This window comes from Mobiluncus holmesii ATCC 35242 (assembly GCF_000185445.1).
In the GTDB taxonomy this organism is placed as follows: Bacteria; Actinomycetota; Actinomycetes; order Actinomycetales; family Actinomycetaceae; genus Mobiluncus; species Mobiluncus curtisii.
The window spans coordinates 1,957,166-1,983,760 of the sequence record NZ_GL622346.1 but is presented as its reverse complement, the minus strand read 5'-3'; the positions used below and the strand labels follow the sequence as shown (position 1 = coordinate 1,983,760).

The following is a 26,595-nucleotide window of genomic DNA, read 5'->3' as shown; positions in this document are numbered from 1 at the left end:
TCTAGGAAGCAGGCTTAGAATCAACGATTTCCACGTAAAAAGCCAAAGGCGAGTTTGGCGGAATGACGGGCGGACGCCCCTGCTGACCGTAAGCCATTTCAGAAGGAATCCCGAGGATAACTTTTGCCCCGACCTTTTGCCCTGCCAAACCCTTGGTCCAACCAGGAATCACCTGCTGCAAGCTAAACGATGTGGCTTTTCCGCGGGCAAAGGAAGAATCGAAGATATTGCCCTGACCCCACACTTGTCCCACATAGTTAGCGGTGACGGTATCAGTCTCACTGACCACCGCGCCTGTCCCCTCCTGGACGACCCACGCGGTGTTCTGTTCCGGGGCGGGCATATCCTTGGGGAATCCTACCGCGGTATCAGCTCCCGAACCGACCACCTGGGGACGGTCGCCCTCGACGACAGCAGCCGGGGTGGACTTGGGTTCTTCAGGAGTGGGGGTGGCAGAGTTGGACGCGGTCGGGCTTTGGCTGGCAGCCTGTTCTTTGGCATGGGTGGAGCACGCGCTCAAGCTCAGGGTCAACGCCGCCGCGCCAGTGAGCAGAAACAGTTTAGGAACAATTTTCACAGTCATGGTTACACCCTAGCGGAAAATCATTTTCACCCCAGGTAAACCACACCGTGCGTGGTTACCCCACGAGTGGCGCCCCGGCTCACACTCGCTGATTACACTCTCGCTGATTAGTCCCCGCGGTGTCAATCTGCCCTGGTCACGGTGAATTCTCAATCGGGAAATAGTCGCATCGGTTGAATGGAGCATCGCATTACCGTGCTTTCGCGTGCTTTATTCCCTGCTTTCGCGGGTGTTTTTCTTTGCGGCGTCGCCCTTTGCCGCGCCACCACCACAGGGTCAGCAATGCCATCAGCGTCGATGCAACTAAGGCAGCCACCATCCACCACGACCAGGTCAGCATAAAGCCGCTGTTAAAAGCATTCTCTTCATTTTTGTCCAGCGCGGTGCGTTCTCCTGTCACCAACAGACGGTGTGAATTAATTCCATAGGGAGTACAGGTAATCAGTGTCACCAAGTCCCGTCCGTCTTGCCTTTTCAGGGTTCCTATCTCGGTTGGCTCCACCACGACTACGGATACCACACGATATTTCATGTGCAGCCCTGCCACATTCAGATAAAAAGCGTCTCCGACTCGCATTTGTTCCAGGTGATCGAGCAAAGTGGCGTTGGTCAGACCGGTGTGTCCGGTCAACACGGCGTGCGTCCCCGCCCCTCCTACCGGCAGTGATGAGCCGTAAAGATGTCCAATCCCCCGTTCCAGAGTTTTTGGTTCAGTGCCGTGATAAATCGGCAAATTCACACGAATTTTCGGAATGATTAGCTGTCCCATTTGTTCCATCACGTTCAGTTGTTCCAAATACTCCTGGTAGGGATTATTGGTTTGTGACACGCGGGAAAGCCAGGGATCCAGAATCGGCGTGCCGGGGGTTTCCTCGTTGTAGCGCCGAGCTGCCGCCACGGATGCCTCCAGCGCTTCCAAACGCTGTGGTTCCTGGACTTGCCGGGCATAATAAGTCGTAATCTGGTTTTGCCGGTAGTTGTTCCACTGTGTTGCCACTACGGGGTACATAAACAAGGCGATTCCCGCCAGGGCAAACAATAGCGGCACCAGGCGGGAAATCTGACGATTCGATTTTTTACTTGTGTAATGCCTCGACACTGGCAGCATCCTGGCTCTCTTGGCGGCGTTTCGTCCGCAGCAAAATCCACATCCCGACACCTATGAGAAACAGAGCCATTCCGCCAACCTGTGCGACAATCACCCCGGTTGCGGGCAGTCTCGCCACTATCGTCCCATCGGGCGCAACTAAAATCAGGTCACCATTCGGGGCACGCAACCACACGGATTTTACCGGCGGTTCCTGTTTGTTATGGTCTTTATTTGCGGAATAGGTTTTATTTCCGTTACCAGGATTTGGATCCGCTGTCGGGGTCGGGGATTTAGATTCACTAGGGGTGGGGGTCGGCGTTGTATCTTTTGAGACTTCTCCCGAAACGTATGGACCGGTTCCCGAACCGGATGTCGAACCGGTTGGGGTACGAGGTTGCGGTTTCGGGGTAATCACCAGTCGATAGTTCCACGAGTGTCGGGTTTTATCCGCTACTGGCACGGTGATTAGGAAAGGCGCGATTTTTCCAGAAGCATGTTCCTGTTCTTGGCTAATCAAGTACAGTCCCACGCTGAGGTGGTCAAAGACCGCCCTGCCGTTAGAGTCGGTTGACTGCGTGACCGGCGTGTCTAATTTATCGGCGACTTTTTCTGGGGTGAGACTCTTAATGTCCTGCCAGGATTGAGCCGTGTCCAAAGTAACGCCTGTGACTTTCGCGACCTTGAATGCCACTCCTCGCACGCTGGGCGGTGTCTCATCGTTATAGGGGTTACCTGCCTCTCGGACGAGTGTCAGGGTGCCGGTACCTGTGGGGGCGGCACCGGGCGCGTTAAATAAACTGGCAGGGTCGCCATCCCCTGTGAAGGGGTGAATTGGGGCGGTGGCACGCGTGACCCCTAACGCTCCCGCGGGGTTCACTATGGTAACCACCAGGCATAGCGCCAAAGCTGCGAGCCACCGTCCCATCAGTTTCATCACGTTCTCCTGACTAAATGTGCCTTAATCCTGGTGACGTTTACGCGACATCAGCGCTACGGCAACCAACATCAACACTGCTCCTGCACTCAACAGAGCAATTACGCCCGGACCACCTGTCAGAGGGAGCTTGCTAAGGAAGTCGTTATTACTGGTGTTTGTAACCAGGGCTTCCAGAGTTTTATTGTTAGCGTTCGTGATTTTCTCAGCGGTGAATTCGATGGCAGTGGCTTCGGGGTTCAAGGCATAGCCAGTAGGTGCCGTGGTTTGCTCGACGCACAGTTTAGCTAGCGGACCAATCGGACCAACCTGAGCAGCTGTGGTGGCATCCGTAGCAACTTCCTGACCGGCTGCCACGGACTTACCATCCGCAGCACACTTGCCAACCTTAAACTTGCCACCCGTCAGTGCGTTGGTGGTTCCGTCGGTGTTCTTAATCTGTACATATCCAAAGGTGGTCTGGGAGGAATCATCGTCTTTAGTTTCCACACCCTCTGAACCGGGATCGTTGCCGTTGGGGTCTTTCCCACCAGTGTTATTCGTTCCGTCTGCGAGTTTGTAAGCGTAGGCAGCCTTGTTTTTAACGACCTTATCATTGGCTATGTTAGTGACTGTGCCTTTCACATTTACAATCAGCTCACTTTCCGTGCTCCCACTGAGCTTCGTCAAGCCGTCACCAACAAACGTTACCTTAACATTATTTCCCGTTTTCGATACTGTGTAGTGAGTGTCTGAGGTCAGGGTTTCAGTCCCCAGGACTACGGACGTAATGCCGCTTTCCGCTACCGTCAGACCGGAAACGGGTTCATCCGTAACGGTAAATGCGGTGAATTTCTTTGCATCGGCGTCATGTTTGGGAATCGGGACGGTAATCTTAAAGGTCATTTCTGCGCCCTCTTTCAGCAGGGTGTCGGCGGGCGTGGTGTTTACTTTTTTGATGCTGCCGATGGTGGCGTTCTTTGGATAGACGTGAATGTCATACAAGAAGCCATTGCCTGTGGGATTGGTCAGTGGTAGCACCACGATAGCCGGAGCGGCAGTCTGTTTACCTGTCGGCGCCTTAATCTGTTCCAACTTGTACACACCGGGGACCAACTGTTCAAATTTGCATGAGCCGTTGGTCTGGGTGGTGCAGTTTTTCGCAATAAAGTGGGTGTCAGCGGTGAAATTCTTAGTTGTCACCCCAGCGGCGGCCTGCATACCAGCTATGGTGCTGACGTCTGTAGAGTCCTTGGTCAACGTGAATTCCGAACCATTAATTTTTTGGTTAGTAAGATTGTTGACTTCCGCGCCAGTAGCGGGGACACCGGTATCACCCTCCACTGAGTGCACCGTGATAGACCCCTTTTTGTTCATATCTACCGTGGTGCCGTCTGCATGTCCCTGCGGCACCCATATGAGCATTGAGAACACGGCTGCCAACACCAGGGCTATCCCCAGACCTATTATTCGTGAAACACCTTCTTTTGCGTTTCGCATGTCAATCCCTCCCGTATATCCATATGTTGTTATGTTTGTTTCGGTTTTGCTACGTTGAATCCTCATGCCGGTTCCCTAGACTTCCTTTCCTGAAGTAAAGTCCTCGCGTCTGGGTAACCGCCACATCAGTATCACTGCCGCCCCCATCAGCATTCCGGCGCTACCCAGCATCCACGGCAGCTTGCCTCCGGTGAGCGGCAGGGTCCCAAATCGAATGTCACCAATCTCTAAATCCCATTTCACGAAGTCTGTTGCATTCAGCGAATTGAGGTCTTGGCTGGAAGTGTATGGCTCCGTGGCATTGGGTGAGCTGGACGGGGTGGGGTTACTGGATGAACTGGGCGTACTACCGGCGGTGCTGCCTGGGGTCGTTGTCAGTTCTCGTTTGCTCAATGTCACCAAGCCGCTATGCTGGCTCTTTTCAGACAGAGTCACCACGGTGTCGAATTCGGGATTCAGATTTTGACCGTTTTTCTTATCGGCGATACTGACATCGAATTGATAGCGCTGCCACAGCAGTTCAGCTCCGTTTGCCCCGGTGTTAGTGGTGCCGACCCAATACGTTCCGGGGGCGAGGATGGCACGGTACCAGCCCGTAGCCTGTCCAGATGAGTCCACATCCGGCGTAAACGAAACCTGAGACTTCGCGGCGGGACTTGCGCCAGCGGTGACTGCGCTGACTGGCTGTGTGTACAAGTCAAACTTCGCGTCCTTTACCGGATGGTGTTGGTCATCCACTCGGCGCACATAAATTTCTGCCCCGTGCATATAGACAATATGACCAATAATCACGTCTAACGGATTGTCTTTACCGTTGGTCTGACCACCTAATTGGACGGTAAAGCTGCCATCCGTACCGGTTTGTTTAACAATTTTTTCTACAGTCTTGCTGGTAATTCTAGGTTTGCCCTGGGGTTGACCGTTTTTATCTATATCCCACAAGTCCGGTTGGTTGGTTACCTGGTTAGTCACCACATTCAGATAGTTCTGTGCTGCCGGGCGACTCGGTTGGTGTCCGGTGACGGTGCATGAGGTTCCCGCGGGCACTACTCGTTTAACACACTGTTTGGGAGCGGAGGCAGGTCCTCCTGGCTGGCTAGACACAGTTGTCCCCCCGCCGGACGGAGCTCTATCGCAGGGCTCACTGGTATCCTGCCCCAGACTGACCCGGTCACCCAGACTTATGCCTTCGAGCTTGCGCGTTGCCCCATCGAAAGTCATTCCCGGAAGTCGGGGATAATTGCAGGTGTATTCGTAGGTAAACTTAGTGTCCGGCGCGATTGCCTCATCGGCTTTTGCCCCGTAAGTATAGGTGCTCAGGCTCAGCTCCTGGCGTTCTGTAAAGTACCAAGTATCAAAGGTGAGTTTCGCTTTCAACGGTGTGGCTTTTTCTCCCGCTTTAGCAGGGTTTGCCGGCTGACTGCTACTCCCCGAAGCGACGCCGCTCGGAGCGGTGGCACCAGAATTTCCCGAGTTAGCTGTCGCACCAGGATCTTTTTCAAAAACTAGCGGTTTGGCTTTGAGCTGACCGGGATCGCGCTCGGCAGACTTACGTTGGTTGTGGAAACGACCTGCCAACTTGGCATCACCTTGCACCATGCTGCTGGTCAACAGCTGCACTGCCGGATATCCGGCTATTGGATTGTCCCCCGCATTGTTCAACCAAAATGCGCAACTCGAGCTGGCAGGAATAAATTTAGGCTGCCCGGAGCCCGCTGTGCCACTGCTGGCAGCATTCGGGTCTGCGGCTGCGAAAAGCTGAACCTCTCGGTTCACGCCCAGCGCGACTTCTCCCTGATAGGTAAGCGGGCGAGTTTTCTCTGTTGTGCCGTCCCGGTATTTTTCCTTCAGGTACTGATCCTGGCATTCATATGCGAGTTTATAGCTAAGCGCGTGAGCATCGTTTAGCTTCCCGCCCAAGTTGTAGTAACCGCTGACATTGTCGATGAGCTGGTGCGCTACCGTAAAGTCCACACCCGGTCGGGACAACAGATTTGTCAAAGTGAAACCGACAGTAGCATCTTCCTGGAGTTTTGCGGGCATCTGGAAAGCCGCAATATAGTTTTCATCTGCCCCTTGGAACAGATTCCTATCGTCTGCCGTATATTCCTTAAATTCGTTTTTCTTTCCAGTAGCGTCGGGTTCGTCGTGGGAAGTAAAGAATTCCTGGAGTTGCTTTGTGGTGGCAGAATTACTTACTGGCGTGCTTCCTGTTGTTCCCGGGTCTAAATCTGCCAGGGTGCTGGATTGTGGCTTGATATTGCCCGGACCGATGTCTGCACTGAGTCGGATGGTAGCCAGACCATCGCCCAAAGAGAACATCTTTTGCGCGATAACGCACTTATAATTCACCGGTAATTTGACATCACTGGTGGCTTCTATGTGACCCGACCTCAGTGCGTCCGGTGTCACCTTGAATTCCAGATCTGCGTTAATCACGTTGCGACCCTTCGTGGACTGGGAAGCTACCAGTCTCTTGTTTTGGTCACGCATAGCAGGAGGTTGACAATACAACCGCGTGTGCAGAGTTTGTCCGGCGAGCAATTCTTTACCGTTTCCCTCCAGCTTCATTGTCAAACGGAGTTGCTTCGCCTTATCAAAGGTGTAGTTGTTCCACGGCACCAAAGTACCGGCGAAGTTTTCTGGGAATTTTTGGGGGACCTGGGGATTCAAAGGCTTTCCCTGGTCGTTTTTAGCATTCTGTTTATCTTTATAGAAACGATTAGCCTGAGACGGTGTGTCTGTAGGCAAAAATACTTTTGCCCCGCCCAAACCGTCATTATTAGTTTCCGAGGTCGGAGTACACTTTTTGGAATCAGCCTCGCACTTGGCAGCGGGTTCACGACCGCGATAGCCAGCGGCAAGCTCCCAATAATTATCCAGACGCGAAGAATCGACTTTAGCGGCGGCGTCCTCGTAAACTGTGCAGACCGCACCGGCTGGTAGGGCGTCGATAGGATGCCATTCACCCTGCTGGAACCGCACGATGTCAACGGTTTTTTCGGTCTGCAAAGTACCGCTGAAACGCTTTTCGAGGTCTTTCTTGAGGTGTGCGGCTGCGTCCCAGGCACTGTTGTTGCCATTGACCACTTCGTAGGCTTCAGCTGTTTTATCGTTAATGTTAGCCGGCGCGGGAAGATCTATAGTTTCACCATTCAATGTGCACGAATAATGAATCTTAAACTGGTATTCCGCTGGAATCGCGCCGACGCCCTCGCCACCGACTTTCTTTTTAACATTAAAGGATGCCAATTGGACACGGTATGTATTACTCAGCGTTGCCGAAAATTCATCACCTGCGGTCCAGTCCAATGTCACGGGAGCCTGCGGGTCAGCGCCTGCCACTTTCGCATCAAAATTTTTCGTAGTTGCGCCGGCAGGGCTGCTCGGGCTCCATTTCGACTCTTTGAGGTCGGTACCCGCAATTTTTAGAAGTCTTGGGCTGACTGCCGCTTGGCACTTCCAGCCACGAGGCACCTGAGTCTGTGCAAAGTTGCCCTGGGGGTCGAGATTTACGGGTCGAGAAACAGTATCGTTGCCCAGTTTGCAGGTCACTTCATTAGGCACTGCGCTCATGCCTTTCAAAAGGGCTGCTTTCCAGGAATCAGGCACCTTCACTCCGGTATTGGCTTTTTCGTCTGCGCTGGTCCACATCTGGGGTTTATCGAGGCGGAATTTCGCTGTGGATTGAGCCTCGCGGAAGCTATGAGCCAGCACCAGAGAAGTACCCGTCTGATTGGAACGCGGGGTTGTGAAGCCGAACTCTTCAGCGGGTGAATTGGCTGCGGTCAGCTTGTTTCCGGCACCAGCTTTGAACTCGGTCGTGCCCTCAATCTCGGTGGGCCAAGTATTGAACACCTTTACGTGCAGCTTACATGCAGTGTTTTCCGGCAAATTCGTACCACTAATGGTAGACGGTACCGTCATGTCCAAATCTAACGTTTTAGTCCAATAACTTTGAGTTCCACAGGTTATCTCCGCAGAAACATTCCGTGGCAGTTTCCCTCTTACCGCACCGTAAGCCGGCCACTGCTTTACTCGCGAAAATATAGTGAGTTCCCCGGCAGTGAGATGCGAAAACGAAGATTCGACGGTGCTCTCATTACTGCCTGGGTTAATCGTGACTTCCACCGGTTTTGATGCCACCTGTATGTAATGCTCCGATGGTCCCGCATTCGGGTCATCCTGGGTTTGCACACTAAATCCACTGGTATCGGCGCTGACAACACATTTGGAACCCGCGGATAGGTTCGGTATCACAGATGTGTCTCCCGGATGCAACTGCACGGACTTGGTAGTAACTTTGCCATCCAAATCAGTACAACGAAGCTCTATATTGCGATTTTGGTTCTGAATTTGTTCTTGCATCGCGGAGGTCAGGTTATTGTCATATGTGCCTTTGTGGGTAATTTTTAGGCTTCCCGGCGTGTACTCCAGGGTGTTTTCCACCTCAACCTGATGGGGCTTCGACAAATCTTTCAGCGGAGCTATTTCCTGAGTCCGAGGAATCGTGACTGTAACATTACGTATCTTGGTTTTATTGGAATTAGTCTCGCTCAGCTGACAGTTAGCCGCTGCGGGTACTCCCTGTATCGTTCGTGGTTCTCCGGGCTTCACGGTGAAGGTGTAGGAACCATCATTGCCACGGGTGAGACCGTTATCATTTACAGGTAATTTCACCCGTTCCTGCTGGCAACCTAACTTCATTTCGTAAGGCGTGGTGAGACCCTGGCTAATCGCCGAGCCTTTCAAAACTTTGGAAACTTCCAATTGTCCATGTTGACGATAAAATTCTTGGGTTAATTTGATGGTGTGCTCTCTATCACTGCCGACCCAGAAATAGTTTTTACCGCACTCAATTTCTCCGTCACCGGGTTGATAGTCATGACCCGCGCATACGGTAGAGGAGTATTTCTCAGTACTGGTGAAACCGGGCAAATCGAGCGGACGTCCCGTGCTTTGCTGTTCAGCCTCCGGAGGCGCCACCGTAGAAAACAGGCAGTGTGTTCCTACCGGCCAGGTCGGAACCTTGACTTCCTGACCGCCCTGTTTCGGCAGTTCACCTCGCTCGTTAACTCCTTGGTAACCGATGTAGGCTTCGCCCGTGGCTTCCCCTTTCTTGACGGGAACATACATCCATCCACTTTGCACCGGGGTAGGAATGTAGCCCTGATTAGTTTCCGGTAATTCCAAGGGTTTCTTCGGGTCGGGCATAAACCGGCAGTTGTAGTAAACCGGCACCAGAGTTACGCCATTACGTGCGGTTTTAGCTTTTTCTTTAGCCAAAACCGTGTCGTAGGCAGGATCGTTCTCGGGATTATCTAATTTCAGGGTGAAATGAATTCCTGCCTTGCGGGAACGGTAAGTAGTCGTGGAAACCAGTTGGGAAATCGGAGAAACCCCAGAAGCGGTAATACTGCCTTGTTCATAACGGATAGTGGCACCAAAAGTGTGACCCCCGGTTGCTTGTTTATCCTTGTTTTGCGCCTGACCTACGCTCCCGGGGTGTTGCTTTTCCTGGTCCGAGGCGTTAGCGGGGATCTCTATCTGATAGTTACGTCCCTCCACACGATTTTCTGAGGTATAGAGTTGGTTAGCCTTTGCCGCGTTTTCTCGCTCGTCTGCGTAATAGCCTGCGGGCAGTTTAATCTTTTCTGTAACCTCACACTTGGCTCCTACAGGCAGCATCGACTTTGGCTGATTGTTCTCAGTTATAGTTTTGCCGATTCCCAGGGGTTCCCATTCGTAGAGGTTGTTGACCTTTCCTTTTATCTCCAGAGTACGTTTACCTGCGGGAATTCCCTCACTGGAAGAAATCACTTTGTTGACATCATGGTTCAGGGGATCAACGCATTTCCATGCGAATTCGTATTTCGCTCCCGGCTTAGTCACCACTTGATTGTTTTCTTTTACTTTCCCCGGACCCAGCACAGTATTTATCGGGTCGTCTTTAGCAGTGATGGCACGCTTGACAATCTCTACTTCCTGGAAAGGACGGGAATACACCGCACACTTAGCTAGCTGATATCCTTTATTGTCGCTCACATTTAGCTGGTCCTGCGTGAATTTAAAACCAATAGGGATACCATTTGGGTCATTAATGTCTTCAGGATAGAACGTCTCCGGTTTTTTCCCCGCGTTCCACCCATGGCAGCGGGCATTATGCAGTTTATGATCCGTGCCTTTGAAAGGCGTAATCTGCTCGCGGGGCGAGGGTTGGGTAAACTTAACTTCTGTGACCTGACCATCCGCACCATCATGATCAAAGAAGCCGTCCGCGGCGGTTTTCACGGAGGTATCGTTGCCGCCCGCAACTTTGATGCTAAATTGTCGATTCGCGTTGGGCTTGATAAAGCGTAAATCTTGGTCAACCTGGTCATTAATTACCGCTAGACCTTGAGCCTTCTGTAACCAGTCCACCACAGTTTTACCGAACTTACCATCACGCACGTGGTTACAATATTGGTTTCCATTGTTTCCACCGAGCTTAATATCTTGGGCAAAGCCATCTCTTTTGGGAAGGTCAAGCGTCCCCAAGCCGTGCCAATTGTTACACGCCTCCACAATCTTTTTACCGTCATATCTCCCATCTATCATGCTTCTATCGCTGTGGTATAGCCCCAAATTCCCGGCGTGACGAATGGTCACCCACTGGTCTTTGATGCTCTCAGGGATATTCAACTTAACATGGTCTTCGGCTCCCAGCGGACCGGGGACAATGGTGCCTTCGATTTTTTCACCCAGCATGTACCCCGCATACTGAAAAGCGCGGTCGTTGATTCCCCAGTTGACGTACATATGCATGAGGCGCAGCTTGGCACCTTTTTTCTGAATTTCGTAGGCTTTCACCGCGGCTGCAATTGCAGGGTCGCTCTTGTACGTCCACCGATGCGGCTCGGTGATAGCTGAGGTGCCATCATCCTTAAGCGCACCAGATTTCTTTAGGAATTTCTTTTGATCCTCGGTGAGGTTTTTTATGACGTCCGGACATCCCCCATCGTGTACCCCACATTTGTTTGGCATACCCACGGTAAAGAGGAACACGTCCGTGTAGTGGTACTTATCCATATCGTTCAGTACCTTTTGCAATCCCTGCTCCTGGTTGGACACGTCGTCAGCAGCGGTGCCATCCCCTTTACGCCTTCCCGTACCGTCGGTGGCATCCAAGGAGTCCAGTTTCGCCATCACTTTGTCGAAGCCATCTTTGTTTTCCAGTGATGTCGCGGGCAAATCCGGGGTGTTTGCCCAGGCTACGTTTTGGTACCTGTCAGTACGGTCAAAACGGTCAAAAGTGTATATCCCCACCTGTACCGGGGCGCCCTCCAAGTTTTTCAGATATTTTTTAATCTGTTCGGACTGGTCGAAGTTACGCGTGGTTTTTTGATTCCTGCCCTGAGGTATCCGGTTTCCACCCATGGTCTCCCAGGTGTAGCGCGGATCAAAATCAAAAACCAGCGCGATACGTCCCTGCTTCATTTTTGACACGTGACTCATGTCCGTGTCCCGGGGAAAGGACTGTGGCCAGGGATCGTTGTCTGTCCCAATCGGTCCGGTGTTAGGCTTCGCGGATTGCCCAGTCGCCGCCGCCGCGTTCTCGGCAACCGTCAGTGCAGGCAAGGTAAAAGCCAAGGCAGTTAGCACTATGCACGGTGCCAGCACAAAACTTGCCAGACGCTTTGTTCGCATAGAAGCCATTGCAATCCTTCCCTGAACGCTCGTGGTCATAATCCGTGATTCTTTTTTTCGTGCCATAGTATTGCTAGCGATACACACACGTCAATACCATGGCATATAAAAAAATCACTTTGACTTAACAAATAAGGTCAGATTGACCTAAAATCGCTCCCTAAATTGCTTTGAACAGTAGAAATGCGATATTAATGTTAAAGAATTTGCCCTTCAAAACCATCATAATCTGGTTTGACGGCACCGCCAGTGGCACCGCACCCTAAACGCCCCGCCCCACCCTGCTACGGCAGCCCCCACAGACTCCCGGACCATACCCTCTTGAGATATAGAAATCGAAATGAGAGAATGCCGCCTATGAAGGAACTAGCCAATCAGCGTAGCAAAGTGTCGCGGTTCGCCACGCTCGCAATCATTGTCGTTCTCGGTATCGCCACGTCGGCTGTTCTGTTTAAGGTTCTGGGAGAGCCGGTCATCCCTCGGTGGTGGGCAGTCTTTTCTTTCGTGATACTGATAATGGCAAGCGTTCTGGCAGGGAAACAAACCGCGAATGTAAACCAATCATGGGTTTACGTAGTTGACGCGTTGCTGGCTGTGCTTCTCGGAATCGCATTTTTGACATCTCAGGAAAACGAACCTCTTTCCGGCTTTGCCGCGTTTGCGTGGAATCTTTTCAGCCTGCTCGTCATCGCTTCCTGTGCCGCGCACTACCTCGACAAACGTCACCCGAAAACCCCAGAAGATGCCGCGGCTTCCTCCCACCCCAAGGCACCTAGCGAAAACTAGCGCCCCCAGGGGACTGACTTTCAGGGCGCACCGGCTGGCTCGCGTTTACTTGCCCTTAGTGTTCCTATTCGTATCCCAGGTAGCCCAAAACCCCGTTGTCATCTCCCGGAGAAAGCCACGATCACAGCACCTTCCGGGTCCGACGTAAAGAATGTGTCGTCATAGGTCTTGGAAATCGGCTTGCCCTGCGCATTCAGCAAGACAGCATGACGAAATCCGTCCCTTGTGACAGGGACGCCAGCGCCTAAAAAAACAGTAGCTAGCGCGAAAGCAGTGAGCTAAAATGGAGTTAATCCTTCGCCCACCCCTTCTATCGAGGAGATATCTTCCGATGACCAAGTAATCTCTGCTCAGCCCGGCTGAGACGCTTCCCGTTAAATTCTTGCGTCCCGGAGATTACTATGCCTGTCATCAACCTCGTTAATATTTCTTTTTCTTATGCAACTGTCCCGGTGCTCAATGATGTCACTTTGCACGTCAGCGATGGTGAGCGCGCCTGCCTGGTCGGACCCAACGGGTGCGGCAAGACTACGCTGCTGCGTATCGCTTCGGGCAATCTGCTGGCACAGCGGGGCAAAGTCGAGGGAACCGAATTGGAGCGCTTCGGGGTTCCCAACGTCGAACAGTTTGATGGTAGCGTCAGCGACTACCTTGACGCCGCGCTGCGTCCACTTCGAGCCGTAGCCGACCAGTTTGCGGAGGTAACTTCGCGAATCGGCGAGGGCGGCGCACTTGGCGAGTGGGAGCAAGAATATGATCAGCTGCTGGCTCAGATGACGGGTTTTGATATTTGGTCGCTCGATGCCCGGGTGGCCGAAGTATTGGCAGGGCTCGACTTGATGTCTTTCACAAGGTCGGGGCGGAACCGGGAGCTGTCCCGGTTGTCGCCTGGTCAGCGCGGCAGGCTGCAATTAGCGGCGACCCTCATCTTGAAACCGGCAGTGTTGATTTTGGATGAACCTACCAACCATCTCGATGCTCAGGCGCTCAGTTTTCTGACGCAAACGGTCAATAGCTGGGGCGGTCCGGTCCTGATGGCCAGCCATGATCGGGCTTTCATCGAGGACACCGCCACGGTAATTTACGATATGGACGTGGAGGTGTTCAATGCTTTGGCGAAGGCCGAAGGGTCGGGCGAAACCGCAGGTCTTTACTGTTGCGCGGGGGCTTACTCCGACTATCTGGCTGAAAAAGCCCGTGCCCGCACCAAGTACGTGGAACTACACGCTGCCCAGCAAGATGAAGCGCGTAAGGTGCAAAGGCATCGGCAGGCGGCTGGAAAAATCTCTCGTGGAGGTGTGCGGCTCGCCGGCGCTCAAGGCAAAGCGAAGAAGTTTTTTGCCGACCGTGCCGCCGCGACCGCCACACGTCGGATACGAAACGACGACCAGCGCTTGGACACCTTAGCGACGCGAGAAGTGCGCAAACCTCGTAACTATGAATTGTCCTTCGCGTTTGCCCAGCCTGCCAAGCGCGCCGGGGTGGCGGTATCTGTAAGGCTTGCCAGCGTGGAACAGCGTCTCGCGCCACTCAGTTTCGATGTCGTTTATGGCGAACACCTGCTGGTCACCGGCGCCAACGGGTCGGGGAAATCCACACTCTTGAACTGGATAAACTCTGGACAGCCCCCTGCCGACGCCTCGGCAAGCGGAACCATCACACGCGACAAAGCGGTTAGCTTGGTGCCCCAACATTTACCGAGAGCCCGTGATTTTGGATTCACCACCGAAGTCTGGAGAGGGGGAATCGGCAAAGCCGGGAAAGGAATCTTGCACCCCGCAAAGTGGGCAACCCCTATCCCCGAACTGTCTGCGGGCAACCAACGCCGCGCACAAATCGCCCTAGCCTTGGCCTCAGCCCCTGCCATCCTCATCATCGATGAGCCGACCAATTTCCTCGACCTCGACAGTATGCAGGCCTTGGAAGATGCGCTGAGCGAGTGGAAAGGAACATTGATTATCGCCAGTCACGACCGCTGGCTCATCGACCATTGGCAAGGCTCGACGATTCACATCCAGTAATGCTCCAATAAGGCTAAACCTTAGGCTTAAGTAACATTTTGCGTGTCTTTATTTTGGGTCGTAGCCCGGAACTGCAGCAAAAGGTCGGGATTGGTATGCGTTCTGGCGTATTTTGATGTGACCAGATAGGTTGGACAGGCGCATTCTACTCCGCGCTTTCTTGATTTGGACTTATCTGTCCGAATCGGGGGCGTCACTCTCGCCTTTCTTGGCTTTCGTTTCGAGAGCTTTAATGGTTTCCAGATAGTCCCGCTCGACCTGAGACAGCGTATGTGCCTGATATTTGCGATACTCAGTAGTTGCCTTTTCAATCGCGACCTGGTGGCTAATTTTTCCGGCTCCTTGAAGTTGCTGTTGCCCAGTTGCTGCCAGAATATTGTCAAGGTGCTCGACGTAGTCGCTCATGTGCATCGGACGATGATTCATAGCTTGAACTTCGGCAAAATCGAAGTAACCGGAAACAAGACGATTCAGCACTCTCAGCTCGTATTCTGTCAAGTAGTTCTTCGCGACCTTTGCTTCTTCAAGTGTGGGTTGACTACCCTTGAAAGTGGTCATTCCCATGAAAGGCTTGGAAGCATCGGCTCGCTCATGGATGATTTCTGCCGCGGTGTGTCCGTGGGTAGCATAATGCAACTTGTTCTGAACCATTTTGAAAAACGCAATCGATTCTGCACTCCTCGGGTCGTAGTCGACACTTGTGGCGTACAAATCCAGCACCTGCCGGTACATCACCTTCTCCGATGAGCGGATATCACGGATTCGTTCGAGAAGTTCGTACCAGTACGATCCGCCCCCGAGGTTCTTGAGTCGCTCATCATCCAAGGTGAAACCTTTGACGAGGTACTCTTTTAACCTCTCGGTTGCCCACCGTCTAAATTGCGTAGCAGTCTTTGATTTTACTCGATATCCCAAGGAAATAATCATGTCAAGGTTGTAGTGAGGCAGTGTTCTCGTCACGTTGCGGCTGCCCTCACGACGAACCTGTCGGAATTCCCGACAAGTTGCCTCCTCATCCAGCTCGTCCTCGGCATAGATATTGCCAATATGCTCGACAATGTTAGACCTTGAACTCTGAAAGAGCTCTGCCATCTGCTGTTGCGTGAGCCAAACCGTCTCGCCCTCAAGCCTGACCTCAATAGTTACGGAGTTGTCTGGGCTCTGATAAATCAGCATCTGTCCTTTTGGTTCATCGGTTTGGCTACCGTCCCTTGTGGTCATGGCACTCCCCCCTGCGCAAATACTGAATAGACGTTGCGGTCATTTGCGGTTACTCGACATGAACGGACTCATAACACATCAATCACTAAGTGTTTCCTGTCGCAATCGTTCGCGAATTTCTTGATTAAGCAGGCTTTTAGGGACGCCTTGTATCGCGCCTTCAAGAGCTAGTAACGAGTGCAGGCAGGTGAACCGGGGGTGAACACGCCACCATGCTTCTACACTGCCAACCTCGGCCAGTTTCGCAGGTGTGTCAATCCCCGCCTCAATAAGTGCTTGGGCTAACTTTGACCCAATATTTGGAAGATCAGTCAAGTCGTTCATCAGCGCTCCATTTCTCCAGACCAAAAGCACTCTCAGCGCAGAAAGAACCCCGGACCCAACACCTTCCACCAGTTTCTGCAACGAACACTGTGGGAATAATCATGTGCTATCAATATACCCGCTAACGCAACCTATTTTTGGCTTAAGTAACATTTTGCGTGTCTTTATTTTGGGTCGTAGCCCGGTATTGCCGCAAAAGGTCGGTGTTGGTGGGTTTTTTGACTTATTTCGTGGAGCGGGCGACGGAGGTTTTTTAAGGCGTTCCGGCTAAAACGGAACACCAGTGCCGTTTTTTAACGCCTCCACCGTTTTACTCAGCGACTCATGCGACTGCGTCGCTGCCGCTTAACCTTCATCGGATGTGCCTCTAGATCGGGCCGGACGGCGGCTTCCTGGATGGAGTGATCGCCTTGTTCGTACTGAATTTCATTATCGGTGGTGTGATCTGCGGCTTTGTCTTGACCTTGCAGTAAATCGTGGCGGTATGGCAGCTAGTCGTTGCTTAGAGCAAAACGAAGAAGGGGGAAAATTTTGAGTATTTTCTCAAGAATTTCTTCCGCTTGCTATATGGCAATAGAGTGTTTGACGAATAGTGCTATAATTAAGTACTAGACGTATAGAGGAGGTTTCTGCAATGCCAAAAAGCTATGCCGACTTGATGAATGATATATCAGCCGATGAATTGTATGAACGATTGCTGGCTTATGGGTTATTTACCGATAAACTTCCTCCTATTTTGAGCTCTGTCGATTTCTATCATTATTGCCACAATAAAGACCCATTATTTTCTGATAATTGGAAACAGTATATCTATTATGAAAGTGTGCGCAACATCAATGTTCCTCGACCATTGGGTATCCCTAACCCCATGGCTTATCAAAAGCTATGCTGTTGTCTTTCAGATAACTGGGATAATCTGAAACATCATTTTAAGCAACAAACAGCAAGTCAAGATTATAAGATTAGTCGTATTCATATCCGCAAGAGAAATAATTCAGATGCGCTCTTTTCCATGAGCTATTCAAATTGGAAAACGGATGGTACGCCAGAGCCGGATTTGCTTATTGGGAAAAGGTATGTTGTAAAAGCCGATATTTCAACCTGCTTTCCAAGTATCTATACGCATTCTATTCCTTGGGCATTGGCTGGGAAAGTTACTGCTAAGAAAAATAGTAGAGATAAAAAGAAATGGTATAATCAAATCGACCACTATACACAGAATTGCAAGAATGGTGAAACACACGGCCTTTTGATTGGTCCTCATGCATCAAATCTCTTATCAGAGCTTATTCTTACAGTTGTTGATAAGAATCTATATGACAAGGATTGGCGTTACATACGAAATATCGATGACTACACATGCTATGTTGAGAGCATGGAAGATGGGCAAAAATTCTTACTTGAATTAGGCGGCGAGCTTCGCCAATTCGATCTTACACTCAACTTCAAAAAAACAGAAATACAGGAGTTACCCGTAGCATCCGTAGAACAATGGGTTCGGAAAATAAATTTTGCATCCATAATACAACGTAATGGAAAACTTGATTTTATTGGTGCCCGCGCATATTTAGATTTGTCAATCGACTTAATGCAAAAAAATAAGGGTAATTCTGCCATACTGAATTATGCTATAAAAGTGTTATCAGGACAGAAACTTACTCCTAATGCAAGGGATTACTGCATAAAAACAATCTTCCATCTTAGTTTATTGTATCCGTATCTAATTCCGCTTCTTGAACGTCATGTATTTGAGCCATTGTCTGTTGAAGGCCAGCAAATTGCTTTATTCTCACAAAAGGTATTTCAGCTCGGATATAATACCCAGAATTACGAGGCAATTTGTTTTTCAATTTATTTTTCGCTAAAATATAATTTTAAGATAAAAGGTATAACCGCAGATGCAGCAATTTCAAGCGATTCCTGTCTGTTTATGCTTTTTGCTTTTTTATACTTCACCGCCCATAAAGACAGCAGTGAAACGAAGAAACTCAAGGCTCACGCTAAAGCTTTAGCCACGAACAAAGATGATTTTAATCGTAACTGGCTATTTGTATATGAGGCTCTGCCTCAAAGCGCTTTGAAAGGTGAATGGAAGCCCATGAAACAGGCTGGCGTTTCATTTATCAAAATGCCTGCCAGCAAAGACGAAACATAACAACAAGTGTTTGAAATCGATTCTTTTTCTCCGTGTGCCAGTAACCAGTCTGGCACATTAGAAATCATAATGGCACCCTTTGAAACTGCGGATACAAGGGCTTATTCTGCGGTTTTCGCACCCTTATCTGCACAGAATTAGAGCGCTTTGAGCTGTAATGTGGACAGGTCGGAAGCTCTGCTTGCAGCCGTGTGTGCATTTGCGGCAGGTATGGTTTTACTGCCGCCTTCCGTTGTCACCAAGGAAGAACGCCCATTCCAGCCTCCATTTCTTGCTCCGGCTCATAGACAAACCTGCTCCGGTACATCACGCCCGAGCTTCTTGCTCTCCGAGACCTTATGCCCGCGCACTCCCGTTTGGCATCCTCCAACCGCTCTCGGATGGAAAGCCTCTCCGGCTTCATCCGCTCCGTTTGCTCCTGCTTTTTCTCCAATTCCTCGCCGCGTCTGCCGTTGTTGATGATGCCGTCAATCATGCCGTAGTCATCCTCCAACGTCATTTCCGATGTGCGGAGGGGATTGTTCTGCTCCGGCCGCTGTGCGCACACAGCAAAGGCTCGTGTGCCGTTGCCCATGATGAGGTATTTCCCATCGTCAGGCTGATGGTGAATCTCATATCCCGCCGCCTGCATCTGTTCCCGCGTCATATTGGTCACACAAAAGCTGCCTCTGGGTGTGCTGATTCGCTCCTGCGTCGCCATCTGATCCGGCGTGGGAATCGTGACCTCTGCCGCCCGTTCCGGCTGCAAAAACTCCGGCATCTGAGAAAAGCCAAAGCGGTCACAGTAATGGGCGGTGTCCTTCCCGTCCTGATGCAGCACCGCAATATCGGACACAGACAGAGAGTGCCCCTTGAAGTCAGCCGGGTGGTCGATGTTAAAGCGGGTATAGATGCTTTCCAGATCATCCTTTTCCGTCAGCGGAGCGGTGTAGACCAGTTCATAGTTCTCCGGCTTCACGGAAAGGCCGTTGTTTCGGATAGTCTCCAGCGGTTCAAAGCGGTAATCCCGTGTGGCGTCCCCCGGTTTCAGTTGGTAGATGGAAAAGGTATCGCCCTGCGGCTGCTCCTGTACCACCTGTACCCGCTCCGCAATGTCGGCGGGCGTCTGCACATAGGCGGTCGCCTCCGCCATATACTCGCGTTCTGCCTCTTCCTCAGAGACCAGCATCTCGTCAATGCGGGACTTGTCCGGGTTCTCTAACGCTGCCTTGATTTCGGCGGGATCAAAGTCCAAAAATTCCTCATAGCCCGTGGCATCCTTGAATTTTTCAATCTCCGAAGGAAGATAGTCCTCCTGCGTTTGCCCTGGCGCCGCCAGCTTTTCGTCCAGAGCGGAAATGCACCCTGCCATCAGATTTTCGTGGATTTCCCCCTTGGCTGCCTGTTTCTCCGGATGTTCTGCCGCATACTGCGAATCACGCTGCCGGAAAAACTCGTCCTTGTCAAAGGCAATATCCATGGCCCAGAGCGGGCGACGGAGGATTTTTAAGGCGTTCCGGCTAAAACGGCACACCAGTGCCGTTTTTTAACGCCTCCACCGTTTTACTCAGCGGCTCACGCGACTGCGTCGCTGCCACTGAGCGAACCTGTTCGATTCCCGTCGTAGCCCCCAGATTGACTAAAAGCCGGGCTAAAGCCCGGCTTTTAGTCAATGGAGCGGGCGACGGGAATCGAACCCGCCTTTACAGCTTGGGAAGCTGTCGTTCTACCGATGAACTACGCCCGCGGTTCAAACTACAACAGTATGCCACATTCTAGCACCAACAGCCAGATGCTCTGTTTCCCCGTTATTCCAGAGAGGAAAAAATCAGCATCGCACAAGGAAGAAAGCTAAAATCTACTTATGCTTGCTACGCTCACAGGGCTGGGACTCTCAGCAGCCGCAGGATTTAACGCCTACATCCCTTTCCTCATCGTTGCCCTAGTCGCACGTTTCACCGGCTTCGTCACCCTACCCGCCGAACTCGCGTGGATTGCCTCCCCCTGGGCTATCGCCATCGCAGCCATCCTGTGTTTCGCGGATTTTTTCATCGACAAAGTACCCGCACTGGACAGCATCAATGATGCTATTAGCACCGTGATTCGCCCCGCCACCGGCGGATTGATATTCACCGCCGCAACTGCCGCTAAGGACTTTGAAGAACACTCCTCCCTGATGGCGCATAATCCCTGGATAGGCATAGTCCTGGGAGTAGTCGTAGCACTGACGGTTCACGGTGGCAAAACAATCAGCCGTCCCGTCCTGAACACCGCTACCGGCGGTCTTGCCGCCCCCGTAGCTTCTGGCGCGGAAGAAGGATTTTCCCTGGCAATGTCCCTGACGGCTATCTTCATCCCCATCCTGGTGATTTTTTTCTTGATAATCATCGCCATCGGACTCATATTTATCACCCATCGGACCCGAAAATTCCTCGCCAAACGCCGCAAGAGGAAGGGTAACATCACAAATCAGCCCACCGGAACATTGCCGGAAATTCCCCAGCAATTGTAACAATCGTTCCAATATCTGACGCCATCCTAGGAACGCATAAAATCGGGAATCTCCCCCGGATATTCCTCCCAGTACGCCTCCGCCTCGCGCGCCAGAACATCCGACTCGCCCCGGCTAGCATCGTCAGCAATTCCCACCGTATGGAAACCCGCCGCTCTGGCCACCCGGACCGCATAAACCGCATCTTCAAACACCCAAGCGTCCTCCGGCATGCTGCCCATCGCCTCCGCCGCCTGCAAAAACATAGTCGGCTCGCGCTTATGCATCCCAGTCTCCGAGGAGGCAAAATACTGGGTAAACATCTCCTCAATCCCCAGACGACGAAAAGCCGGACGAATCAAAGCCTCTGATCCGGAACTGACCACCGTCATCGGCACCCCCGCTTCAGCCAGCACCTCCAAGAAACCTCTGGCACCGGGCTTGAGCTGCACGTCCTCGAGATAGCCGGTATAGACCGCATCTTTGATACCATTCACGATTTCGTTGACCGTTAAGTCCAGCCCAAAGCGTTGGCGCACCAGGCGAGCCGACTCGGGCAAAGTCATCTCGAAAAATTGCGCCCCCAAACCTTTTTCGACCTCTACCCCTAAGGTCGTCAAGTATTTTCCAGCTGCCTCTCGCCACAGCGGCATCGTGTCGAGCAGCGTCCCGTCACAATCGAAAATCGCGCCTTTAATCATACCCTCAGGATACCTTCCCAACTTCCCTCTCGGCGCGCGTCCTTTCCGGCCTGTACCACTAAACCGTGGAATATCGCCAGTTCCGCCACCGTAAATCCCTCCACTCGCCATGCCGCATCGCAGACCTGCTTCGCTTGACGATAGGTCCGAAACTCTCCCAAACCAGCTGCCACTAGCAACCGGCGCGCATAGGTATCGAAAATAAAAACCGGGCGATCATAGGCATAAAGCAGGATGTCATCGGCAGTTTCCTCACCCACTCCCGGAACTCGCAAAAGGGAGTTGCGCAGCGTTGGGGTGTCAATCTCACTAGCCCGGGCATCAGTTTTTATGTACCATTCGGTCAAGTTTTTCAGGTATTGTGCTTTCGCGCGCATGAATCCGCTGGGTCGAATGAGTGTCTCCAGTTCACTCGATTTCGCCCCCACCAGCCGCATCGGGTCAAGCAGTCCCTGCTTCCGCAGGTTCTCTAGGGACTTTTCCACGTTGGTCCAGGTCGTGTTTTGGGTGAGCACGCCGCCTACCAGGATTTCAAACTTCGTTTCTGCCGGCCACCACTTTCCCGCATCTCTCACATTGCGCTGCAAAATCTCGAACAGCTCGCGAAAACCCGAAACCTGCCTTACCGCGCTTGTCATGAAGAGCCGCCCGGACAGACTATTGACCCGAAATCTGCAAATCTCGTGACGAGACCATCAGCAGTCTGCCGCTGGTGAAAGAAACGGTGGCGCACTGTGCGGTGATTTCGTTGGAAACCCCGCGTGTTGAGCCGCGAACCAGGGTAAAGTCCTCGACCAGGTAGCGTGTCCCTGCCAAGGTGAGCCCCTGCACATCACCATCGAAAGGAATTAAACCGAAATAATGGTAGTCGTTGCGGGGTACCGTATGGGTTCCCGGACCCACCAAGGACACCATGTTGTAGCCATCTATCCAGCGTAGTCGGGCGGGAGTGTGAGCGTATTTCGCCAAGATACCAAGGTTCCCCAAAGTATGATCCAAGCGCCCCCCCAAGCCGCCAATGACATCAATGTGCTGGTAACCTCGAGAATACGCCAAATCGACTGCCGCTTCAGAATCCGTAACTTCTTTGGCTACGGGGAGTACTATCACTTCTACGCCATCGCCGGGAACCGCATCACTAGGGGTGGTGACGGGCACTGCCGCCAAGGTTTCGGGAGAGCGGGTGCGTCCGTCCGCGAACTCAGTCTGACCTGCCGGACGCGGCGAAGAATCGAAGTCGCCGATATAGACATCGGGATTAATCCCCAAAGTTCGCGCCACATCCTGACCCGAATCGCCACAAATTACCATCTCATAGGTCGAAAAATCCCAGCTATCAGCGCACAGCGCACGCAGACCTTGGACCCCTCCGACCACCACCAGGCAGCGTGAACCAACCGACACAGCGCCATTTTTTGCCGAATCGTCCAGATACTCGCTCATCTTGGTCATGGAGTCATTCTAATCTGGCTCCCACAAAGCCCGGAAAACATGACAGATGTCATCTAATTTTTGTGATTGCGCACACTACCGGCTCAAACGCCGGGGCGCGAGACTTAAATACATGAACACAACCACTACAGCTGCTCTGCAGCTCACTCATCTGCATAAGCACTTCGGGAAAGTCCACGCGGTGGACGGCATCGAACTTAATGTACCGACTGGTACAGTTATGGCTCTGCTGGGACCGAACGGGGCGGGAAAAACCACCACTCTGGATATGGTTCTGGGGCTCAGTGCACCGACCTCCGGGGAAGTGCAGGTTCTGGGCGAAAGCCCGAAAACTGCGATTTCCCGCGGTCAAATTGCCTCCGTCCTGCAAACGGGGGGCCTGCTCAAAGACATGTATGTCTCCGAAGTCGTCCGCTGGATTGCCGCAGCTTACGGTCACGATGTTGACACCCCGGAAAATCGGGAGCGAGTGATAAGCGCGGCAAACCTGGAACCAATCCGCAAACGTAAGATTGGGAAATGCTCCGGCGGGGAACAGCAGCGGATTAAATTCGCGCTAGCTCTGTTGCCAAACCCGGATTTATTGATACTCGACGAACCGACTGCGGGGATGGACGCCAACGCGCGCCACGACTTTTGGGAAGTGATGCACGGTCAGGCACAAAACGGCAAGACCATCATCTTTGCCACCCACTACCTGCAGGAGGCCGCGGATTATGCTGATCGCATCGTGGTGATGAATCACGGAAAAATTATTGCGGATGCCAGCCCGGCAGAAATTACTGCCCAGCGAACGCGCAACGTGTCCTTCCAGGTTGATTCCTCGCACCTCGACGCGCTCACCGCTCAGATACAACAACATTGGCCCCAAGAATCTGTCGAAATCAAAGACCACAGAATGTACCTCTCGGTACAGAAATCGGATGAATTCGCGCGTTTCATCCTCTCTCAACCAGGCGTGAGCCATTTGGAAATCGTACCTCCCTCCATGGAGGACACTTTCTTTACCCTGACAAGCAACTAAGGAAATCTCATCATGAACACGAAAATATTTGCTCTGGATTTAAAGCGAATTCTGCGCTCACCCGAAGTACCCATGTTTGTCATTGGCCTTCCGGTGGTGATTTACCTGATTTTTGGGGTTGCCGCGACCTACGCCAAGGAAATGGTCGCCGACACGACTGTCAATTGGGCCTGGGTCATTATGGTCAATATCGCCGCCTACGGAGCCATTCTCTCCACCGCCAGCTTTGCCGCTGGCACCTCCGTGGAAAAGATTCAAGGTTGGGGACGCCAAATCGCACTGACTCCCCTGAGTAACGGGAGGTACCTGGGTACCAAAATCGCCCTGGGAGCGCTGCTGGCGGCTTTGCCCGTGGCGGTCATCTTCCTGCTGGGTGGTCTGACTCAAGCCAAAGCGGATCCCTCTGCCTGGATTATCTCTGTCTTGGTGATTCTGGGCGGATCACTCACTTTCACCCTCTACGGTCTGGCTTTCGGACTGTTGCTGCATTCCGATACAGCCGTCTCTATCGCCTCGGGACTGACCACCCTGTTTGCTTTCATAGCGAATTTTTTCATGCCCCTGGGCGGATGGCTGCTGGATTTCGCGAAATTCATGCCGGGCTACGGTTACGGAATTCTCGCCAGATATGCCGGCACTAACGGAAATCAGATTACTATGGACGGAAAGCCGTACACCGAAAACCTAGGAATTGGCATCGTGAACTTTGTAGTGTGGATCTTGATTTTTGCTCTTCTGGCACTGTGGGGCTATCAACGTTCACGGAGGCACGCATGAACCCGGAATCTTCCCCTGCCCTCGCCACAGAAGATCGCAGTCTCACCAGTTCGCCTTCGAACTCCTACATTTTCACGAGCACCTTCATGAGTCTCGTATGGCTGGGGTTCCTGTACTTTCCGATTAGTCGAGCCCTGACCTTACCCCTGGGACCGAAGATAATTTCCCTGGTATTAACCGCCATATTCGCGCTGGCTTACGTGGCTGCTTTTTCACTCTCGTGGCGCAAACCAATCATGGGAGAGCGTAACTTCCGCTACTTCGACGGTCGGCACCGCCTACGCAAGAGCGACGCCATAGTCTTTGTGGTACTTGTGCTGATTACATTGCTACAGGTGGCAGTGTTAGGACCGCTGAAATCCTTAACTTTCCTGCCGTTTATCGCTGCTGCCGCACCTTTCGCCCTGCCCCAGGCGGCTGGCTACATTGCCGGAGCCTTGACGGTTTTAGCCTCCTTCCTCATCCCTCGTTTTGTACCGAATGGTCAAGAATATTTTGGTCTCTCCATCTCCACCTCAGCGGTGTTTATGTTCGTGGCGGGAATAGCTTTCTTTATCGGTTCCGGTATCGAGAGCCAGCGCCAAGCCAGAACACAAGCGATTTTGGAAGAACGCGAACGCGTTGCCAGGGATGTACACGATGTCCTGGGTCACACCCTTACGGTCATTGCCCTCAAGTCGGAACTGGCCGGAAAACTGCTGGAACGTGATTCCGGGCGTGCCCAGGCGGAACTGCACGAGATTACAAACCTGGCGCGGGAATCAATCGAAGAGGTTAGGCAGACTGTGGCGGGGCTCAAAGTACAGAGTTTGTTCGAAGAAATCGCCGCCGCGTCTCAGGCATTGGAGAGTGCCGGTATTGACTTGCAGCGGGAGGGCACCGCCTGGTCAAATCTCGATTCCATCCCCGCTGTGAACCAAGCGATTTTTGCCTGGGTGATTAGGGAGGCGACTACTAATATCATTCGTCACGCGGCGGCTCGTCAAGTCACTATCGAGATGAACCGGAGCAGTCTGACTATCACCGATAATGGGGTGGGCATCTCCCCCGATGCTACCGGACATGGTCTGGAGGGGCTCAAGGCTCGTGTGGAACAGGTCGGCGGGACTCTCAGTATAGTTGGGAAACGTGAGGTCACGAGTGCCGCAAGTTCCGAGAGCGAGCGGCAAAACATCCCGGAGACCGGCACCGTAGTGGAGGTAAAGTTGTGATTAGCGTGGTATTGGCTGATGATCAAGCGCTGGTGCGCGGAGCAATTGCGGCACTGCTGGAACTCGAAGGCGACATTGAGGTAGTCGCCCAGGCCAGCAATGGTCGCGAGCTCCTCGATGCCGTCCAAACTCACCACCCCCAGGTTGCTGTGGTGGACATCGAAATGCCCGACCTTGACGGAATCGCTGCCACCCAAGCCATCACCGAGACTGCTGCCGACACTAAAACGCTGATTTTGACGACTTTTGGGCGTCCCGGCTACTTGAAACGCGCCTTGAACGCCGGCGCCAAAGGCTTTATGGTCAAGGAAACTCCTGCCGAAGAACTCGCCGCCGCGGTACGAACTATCGCCGCCGGCGGTACCGCTGTGGACCAAAAATTGGCCACCGAATCCCTTTTCGAGGGCGATAACCCGCTGACAGAACGCGAGATTGAAGTCCTGAAAATCGCCGAAAAAGGCTTGAAAGTCCAAGAAATCGCAACCCAGGTGTATCTCTCACCCGGCACGGTACGCAACTACCTCTCTAGTGCGATCAGCAAAACCCACGCGGACACCTCGGCAGGCGCAGCCCGAAAAGCCCGTGAACTCGGATGGCTCTAAACACACCGCTTGTGCGTCCAAGCACCCAAACTACTTAGAATAGGTAAGGCTTGCCTAAGCCTATTCTGATAGACTGGGA

General features: G+C 52.4%; 19 protein-coding genes and 1 tRNA gene. 8 read left to right on the top strand and 12 right to left on the bottom strand.

What is annotated here, in order from left to right:
* Position 1: 1 nt before the first annotated feature.
* From HMPREF0576_RS08485 to HMPREF0576_RS08465, 5 genes are all read right to left on the bottom strand, one after another.
* Entirely contained in the window at positions 2-583 is a 582-nt protein-coding gene (locus HMPREF0576_RS08485; RefSeq protein WP_004011489.1) for an FKBP-type peptidyl-prolyl cis-trans isomerase, read from the bottom strand.
* Positions 584-773: 190 nt separating this feature from the next.
* Complete coding sequence (locus tag HMPREF0576_RS08480) at positions 774-1,691, bottom strand: class C sortase (RefSeq protein ID WP_050779762.1); 918 nt, start codon at positions 1,689-1,691, stop codon at positions 774-776.
* Entirely contained in the window at positions 1,660-2,607 is a 948-nt protein-coding gene (locus HMPREF0576_RS08475) for a pilin N-terminal domain-containing protein (RefSeq protein ID WP_004011487.1), read from the bottom strand. Before HMPREF0576_RS08475 ends, HMPREF0576_RS08480 begins: the two co-directional genes overlap by 32 nt.
* Before the next feature lie 24 nt (positions 2,608-2,631).
* Complete coding sequence (locus tag HMPREF0576_RS08470) at positions 2,632-4,086, bottom strand: SpaH/EbpB family LPXTG-anchored major pilin (protein WP_036324431.1); 1,455 nt, start codon at positions 4,084-4,086, stop codon at positions 2,632-2,634.
* 75 nt (positions 4,087-4,161) lie between these two features.
* A complete protein-coding gene (locus HMPREF0576_RS08465; protein WP_245527396.1) occupies positions 4,162-11,781 on the bottom strand; it encodes a DUF5979 domain-containing protein in 7,620 nt (2,539 codons plus the stop codon).
* A gap of 348 nt (positions 11,782-12,129) precedes the next feature.
* Here HMPREF0576_RS08465 and HMPREF0576_RS08460 point away from each other — a divergent pair, with 348 nt between their 5' ends.
* Entirely contained in the window at positions 12,130-12,558 is a 429-nt protein-coding gene (locus tag HMPREF0576_RS08460) for a hypothetical protein (protein ID WP_004011484.1), read from the top strand.
* Between the two features lie 401 nt (positions 12,559-12,959).
* Positions 12,960-14,579, top strand: coding sequence for an ABC-F family ATP-binding cassette domain-containing protein (locus HMPREF0576_RS08455; RefSeq protein WP_004011483.1), 1,620 nt, complete (start codon positions 12,960-12,962; stop codon positions 14,577-14,579).
* A 171-nt stretch (positions 14,580-14,750) separates the two neighbouring features.
* Here HMPREF0576_RS08455 and HMPREF0576_RS08450 read toward each other — a convergent pair whose 3' ends face one another.
* Both HMPREF0576_RS08450 and HMPREF0576_RS08445 read right to left on the bottom strand, forming a co-directional pair.
* Positions 14,751-15,800: a virulence RhuM family protein gene (locus HMPREF0576_RS08450; RefSeq protein WP_004011482.1), complete on the bottom strand. Its 1,050-nt coding sequence runs from the start codon at positions 15,798-15,800 to the stop codon at positions 14,751-14,753.
* 78 nt (positions 15,801-15,878) lie between these two features.
* Positions 15,879-16,124: a TfoX/Sxy family protein gene (locus HMPREF0576_RS08445; RefSeq protein WP_036324429.1), complete on the bottom strand. Its 246-nt coding sequence runs from the start codon at positions 16,122-16,124 to the stop codon at positions 15,879-15,881.
* 634 nt (positions 16,125-16,758) lie between these two features.
* Here HMPREF0576_RS08445 and HMPREF0576_RS08440 point away from each other — a divergent pair.
* Positions 16,759-18,279 (top strand): RNA-directed DNA polymerase, encoded by a 1,521-nt coding sequence (locus tag HMPREF0576_RS08440; RefSeq protein ID WP_004011480.1) that lies wholly within the window; start codon positions 16,759-16,761, stop codon positions 18,277-18,279.
* Between the two features lie 235 nt (positions 18,280-18,514).
* Here HMPREF0576_RS08440 and HMPREF0576_RS08435 read toward each other — a convergent pair whose 3' ends face one another.
* Together HMPREF0576_RS08435 and HMPREF0576_RS08430 are read right to left on the bottom strand one after the other, a co-directional pair.
* Positions 18,515-19,792 (bottom strand): YodL domain-containing protein, encoded by a 1,278-nt coding sequence (locus HMPREF0576_RS08435; protein ID WP_245527395.1) that lies wholly within the window; start codon positions 19,790-19,792, stop codon positions 18,515-18,517.
* Positions 19,793-19,931: 139 nt separating this feature from the next.
* Positions 19,932-20,005, bottom strand: a tRNA-Gly gene (locus tag HMPREF0576_RS08430).
* A 117-nt stretch (positions 20,006-20,122) separates the two neighbouring features.
* Here HMPREF0576_RS08430 and HMPREF0576_RS08425 point away from each other — a divergent pair.
* Complete coding sequence (locus tag HMPREF0576_RS08425; protein WP_004011477.1) at positions 20,123-20,770, top strand: DUF4126 domain-containing protein; 648 nt, start codon at positions 20,123-20,125, stop codon at positions 20,768-20,770.
* Positions 20,771-20,796: 26 nt separating this feature from the next.
* On the opposite strand, the gene HMPREF0576_RS08420 is transcribed toward HMPREF0576_RS08425, so the two are convergent.
* The 3 genes from HMPREF0576_RS08420 to HMPREF0576_RS08410 are packed head-to-tail and all read right to left on the bottom strand — an operon-like array spanning position 20,797 to position 22,902.
* Positions 20,797-21,450 (bottom strand): HAD family hydrolase, encoded by a 654-nt coding sequence (locus HMPREF0576_RS08420; protein ID WP_004011476.1) that lies wholly within the window; start codon positions 21,448-21,450, stop codon positions 20,797-20,799.
* Positions 21,447-22,088, bottom strand: a complete 642-nt coding sequence (locus tag HMPREF0576_RS08415; RefSeq protein WP_004011475.1) for an endonuclease III domain-containing protein — start codon at positions 22,086-22,088, stop codon at positions 21,447-21,449. The genes HMPREF0576_RS08420 and HMPREF0576_RS08415 overlap by 4 nt, the downstream gene beginning before the upstream one ends.
* A 19-nt stretch (positions 22,089-22,107) precedes the next feature.
* Entirely contained in the window at positions 22,108-22,902 is a 795-nt protein-coding gene (locus HMPREF0576_RS08410) for a thiamine diphosphokinase (protein ID WP_004011474.1), read from the bottom strand.
* 112 nt (positions 22,903-23,014) lie between these two features.
* Between HMPREF0576_RS08410 and HMPREF0576_RS08405 the strand changes: the two genes are divergently transcribed.
* The 4 genes from HMPREF0576_RS08405 to HMPREF0576_RS08390 all read left to right on the top strand — a co-directional run bounded on the left by HMPREF0576_RS08405 (position 23,015) and on the right by HMPREF0576_RS08390 (position 26,516).
* Entirely contained in the window at positions 23,015-23,926 is a 912-nt protein-coding gene (locus HMPREF0576_RS08405; RefSeq protein WP_036324427.1) for an ABC transporter ATP-binding protein, read from the top strand.
* Positions 23,927-23,938: 12 nt separating this feature from the next.
* A complete protein-coding gene (locus HMPREF0576_RS08400; protein ID WP_004011472.1) occupies positions 23,939-24,703 on the top strand; it encodes an ABC transporter permease in 765 nt (254 codons plus the stop codon).
* Between the two features lie 86 nt (positions 24,704-24,789).
* Positions 24,790-25,914 carry a sensor histidine kinase gene (locus HMPREF0576_RS08395; RefSeq protein WP_245527394.1) on the top strand — a complete coding sequence of 375 codons (1,125 nt, stop codon included), beginning with the start codon at positions 24,790-24,792 and terminating at the stop codon, positions 25,912-25,914.
* Positions 25,911-26,516: a response regulator transcription factor gene (locus tag HMPREF0576_RS08390; protein ID WP_004007915.1), complete on the top strand. Its 606-nt coding sequence runs from the start codon at positions 25,911-25,913 to the stop codon at positions 26,514-26,516. The genes HMPREF0576_RS08395 and HMPREF0576_RS08390 overlap by 4 nt, the downstream gene beginning before the upstream one ends.
* Positions 26,517-26,595 lie beyond the last annotated feature (79 nt).